The organism is Acetobacter tropicalis (genome assembly GCF_001580915.1).
Classification (GTDB): Bacteria; Pseudomonadota; Alphaproteobacteria; order Acetobacterales; family Acetobacteraceae; genus Acetobacter; species Acetobacter tropicalis.
Map to the genome: position 1 here is coordinate 1 of NZ_LHZQ01000107.1, position 3713 is coordinate 3713.

The window sequence follows — 3713 nt, forward strand, 5'->3', positions numbered from 1 at the left end:
CGAGAATGCGGACTTCACTGAGCATCCGGCACATCCTTCCTGAGGGACGCGTCCTGTTGGCGGATGCGGGCGTCCTGGTCGCGCACAAGCCAGTAGACGATCCCGAGAGCGAGGACCGCAGCGGCGAGGGAGAGCACGTCCATGGGTGCGATGGTCTGCAGGTCCAGGAGGATGAACTTGCGTGCGATCGCGAGCAGGGCGATCAGAACTGTGAAGACGGCTCCGAAAACGGTCTGGAACACCCTCTGGTCCGTGGGATCGACAGCAGAACTGGAGAGCAGGTGCCAGACCGCCACCACGAGGTGAGCGGTGGCCGAGACCGTAACGGCCATGATCAGACCGATCAGGACGAGCATGATAGCCTGCTCGAAGCGCTCATAGAGCGTCAGACCACTTGAAGGCGAAAGCATATTGCGCCACGGCGTGGTCCAGCGGCGGGCGGTACGGGGAGTGGATGAAGAGGGCTGCGTGATCATAGGGCTGCGGTTTCGGTGTCGAACACCAGAAGATAATGATAATTAGTATGCTGGTTTATCAGTGAGTTATAAATCCATTGGATCTGGATAATTTACTATTCAGACAAGAAAAATCCACTGATTAATGATAAGAATGGCAAGTGGATTTTAAGGGCTTATTTCTGCGGCAGTTATGTCGGCAATGTGGGGGAAAGGAGAATGTCGGCTGTCAGGCATGAAAACCCGACCTAACCGAGAGGCATATTCGCATTCGTGAACGCATTACGTCCCACGTCTGATCTGGTCCTGCCGGACTGAGTGTTCAATTATCGTCTTGCCCTGCACGTTCTGTTTTCCAGATATCCCGGTATAGAAAGACAAGGAGCGGGACGGGCCACAGGAACGGAAAACTACCGTGCAAGGCTAGCCCCATGGCGGCGGCCATCACGCCAGCCAGAAAAGCCCCCCACAAAAGTAGCGGCAGAAAAATGCTTCCTGCGACAGGGCGAGTGTTCCTGTCCGGCGCCAGACATGACGCTACCCATTCCGCAATCCCCGATGCGGCTTTCAGCAGGTTTGTTGTCACGACGATCGTGGGCATGGGCGTGCCGGAGAATTTCGCGATCGTTTCGCCCTGAACAGCCAGCAGTGCCGGAAGCACGAGAAATTCGCCCCAGTAGCGTAGGGAGGATCCATGCACGATCTGTGCCAGAAGCATGAAGATTGTCATCACCATGACACCATAAGCTGGCGACCATAACAGCCGCATCAGGCCGGACAGGATGGCGGCAAGGAAAAAGACACCCAGCACACCCACCAGAAGCAGACCATGGTGCCAGTTTCCGCTGATAAACGAGGCGCCCATATGCGTGGTATTGCCCGTCATCGCGCCTGCAAAGACACCGCCCAGATCGACGAAACTCAGGGCATCCACATAGCCTGCGACAAGCCCGAGAATGAGAACCCGCCGGGCGGAAATCGAGACCGGGAGAAGGGAGGAGGGCATTATTGCGACCGGGAAGCGATTGACGGATAGAGCCTGCGGGCGACCCGCTCCATGGTCAGACCCTGCACGATGATGGTGAACACCACGACACCATAGCAAACAGGCAGTAGCAGGTCGCGCAGGTCTCCGGGTGGTAGGCCAAGCGCCAGAGAAACCGAGATGCCGCCACGCAGGCCGCCCCATGTCAGGATACCGAGAACACGGCCCCGTTCCCACTGCCGGAGATGAACCGGCAGGGTGGAGAACAGCACGCTCAATGCCCGCACGGCAATAGACAGCGGGATCACGGCAAGCATCGCCAGCACCGTAAACAGATGCGGCGTGATCTCCAATATTTCAAAGCCAATGAGCATGAACAGCAGCACGTTCAGCACTTCGTCAATCAGCGTCCATGCAATGTCGAGTTCCTTGCGGGATACTTCATCGAAAACGGAATGGCTGTAACTGGTTCCGAAACATAGTCCGGCCACGACGACGGCAATCGCTCCGGACATCCCCAGCTGATTGGCGATGCTGAAGGTTCCGGTCGCCAGAGCCAGCGAGGTCAGCAGATCGATATGCGGGTCACGCTGCGCCTTGAGCACACGAAGCGCGATCCACCCGGTTATCGCTCCCAGAAGACCACCACCGAGCGCTTCGCGGCAGAAGCTCATGGCAATCTCAGAAGCGCCCACCCCTTGACTGTCTCCAGTCGCCAGCCCGATCGTCACACCGAAAATGACGACGCCCACGCCGTCATTGAACAGGCTCTCACCCGCAAAAACGGCCTGTATCGGTCCTGGCAGGCCGAGACGTTTCAGCATCCCCACGACTGAAACCGGGTCTGTCGGAGCGAGAATGGCGCCAAGTACGATGCACCATGTAAAGGGAACGGCGTGCCCCAGAAAGGGGAAAACACACCACGCCGCGACCGCCAGAAAAGCCACGGCCAGAACGGTTCCCAGAATAGAGAGGGCTGTTACAGACATCAGCTTTGCGCGCAGATGTCCGACATTCACCTGCATGGCTCCCGCAAAAAGCAGCAGCGAAAGGGCACCGTTCAGAAGTGCCGCAGGCAAATTGATGGCACCGAGCACGGATCGTGGGAGAGCCTGAAGATCATAGGCCGGGATCAGCGGGTTCAGGATCATGACCAGAAGCGAGGTCAGCAATGAGAAGACCAGAACGCCAATCGTGACAGGAACACGCAATGTGTGGTGGTTGAGAATGCTGAAGCCTGCCGAGAAGGTCAGGAGCAGGGCAAGAAGACTGATTGTATCCATGGCCTCATCGCTGGCCGCCCTGGCGCCTCACGTCAAGAAAAACCGGGAATAGTCTGTTATTCGAGAAACTTAACCGGGCATTGAATGGCAAAAATGAGGGCGGGAGCTGACTTTCTACCAAGAAAGTAAATTCACTCTGTTCGCTTCGAAGCCAGTTCATAAATCTCATTATCGGCTCTCCGGCCAACGGCAATTACATAGATGACGATCCGTTCGTCGATGACCTGATAAACAAGGCGGTAACCATCTTTCAGAAGCTTGATCTTATAAAAACCTGATAGGTCGCGATGCAGTTCGGTAATCCCCCCATAAAAAGAGTGGCTTTTGAATGAGAATTTTCTCAGCGTAAGAAATGAGGAGATTCTGATGAAGAGTAATCGCTTTACTGAGGTGGTCCCGTCCGTTCGGACAGTTTTGCGGGCTTGATAAGCTATACCCGGTTGTTGTTATGCCGCCCTTCTGACGGCGTTGCTGTTGGCCATCTGGTCCGGGGTTAACCCCGGACCAGATGGCGTCGGCACGTTATGATACGCCTCATCGGGCGTTCGTCCAGCCAGCGCCGTATGCGGACGCCTTTCGTTATAATGGGCGATCCATCTGCCAAGCCCGGCCCTCAGCTCTGATCCGGTCTCGAACGCATGCAGGTAGACGCATTCATATTTCAGCGACCGCCACAGACGCTCGATGAACACGTTGTCCAGCCATCGCCCACGCCCGTCCATACTGATGCGGATCTGACGCTCTTCCAGTATCCCGGTGAAACGGGGTGTCGTAAATTGCGACCCCTGGTCAGTATTGAAAATGTCCGGGGCGCCATAGCGCATGAGGGCATCCTGTAGCGCCTCGATACAGAACTCCACGTCCATCGTGTTCGACAGACGCCAGGACAGGACCTTGCGCCTGAACCAGTCCATGATCGCCACGAGATAGAGAAATCCCCGTTTCATGAGAAGTAGAGTAGGAAGCGCATATGCGCTTCCCCTCTCCGAA

General features: G+C 56.3%; 4 protein-coding genes and 1 pseudogene. All 5 read right to left on the reverse strand.

The features are described from left to right. Positions 1 to 14: 14 nt before the first annotated feature. Positions 15 to 476 carry a phosphate-starvation-inducible PsiE family protein gene (locus AD944_RS00965; protein ID WP_248845798.1) on the reverse strand — a complete coding sequence of 154 codons (462 nt, stop codon included), beginning with the start codon at positions 474 to 476 and terminating at the stop codon, positions 15 to 17. Positions 477 to 777: 301 nt separating this feature from the next. Beyond that, a complete protein-coding gene (locus AD944_RS00970) occupies positions 778 to 1461 on the reverse strand; it encodes a YoaK family protein (protein ID WP_045543189.1) in 684 nt (227 codons plus the stop codon). Then, complete coding sequence (locus tag AD944_RS00975; protein ID WP_045543190.1) at positions 1461 to 2723, reverse strand: cation:proton antiporter; 1263 nt, start codon at positions 2721 to 2723, stop codon at positions 1461 to 1463. The genes AD944_RS00970 and AD944_RS00975 overlap by 1 nt, the downstream gene beginning before the upstream one ends. 131 nt (positions 2724 to 2854) lie before the next feature. Next, positions 2855 to 3019, reverse strand: a pseudogene (locus AD944_RS16040) (type II toxin-antitoxin system RelE family toxin); the annotation flags it as partial. Positions 3020 to 3169: 150 nt separating this feature from the next. Then, positions 3170 to 3713, reverse strand: a 544-nt coding sequence (locus AD944_RS00980) for an integrase core domain-containing protein (protein WP_156477226.1), incomplete at its 5' end; no start/stop codon positions are given.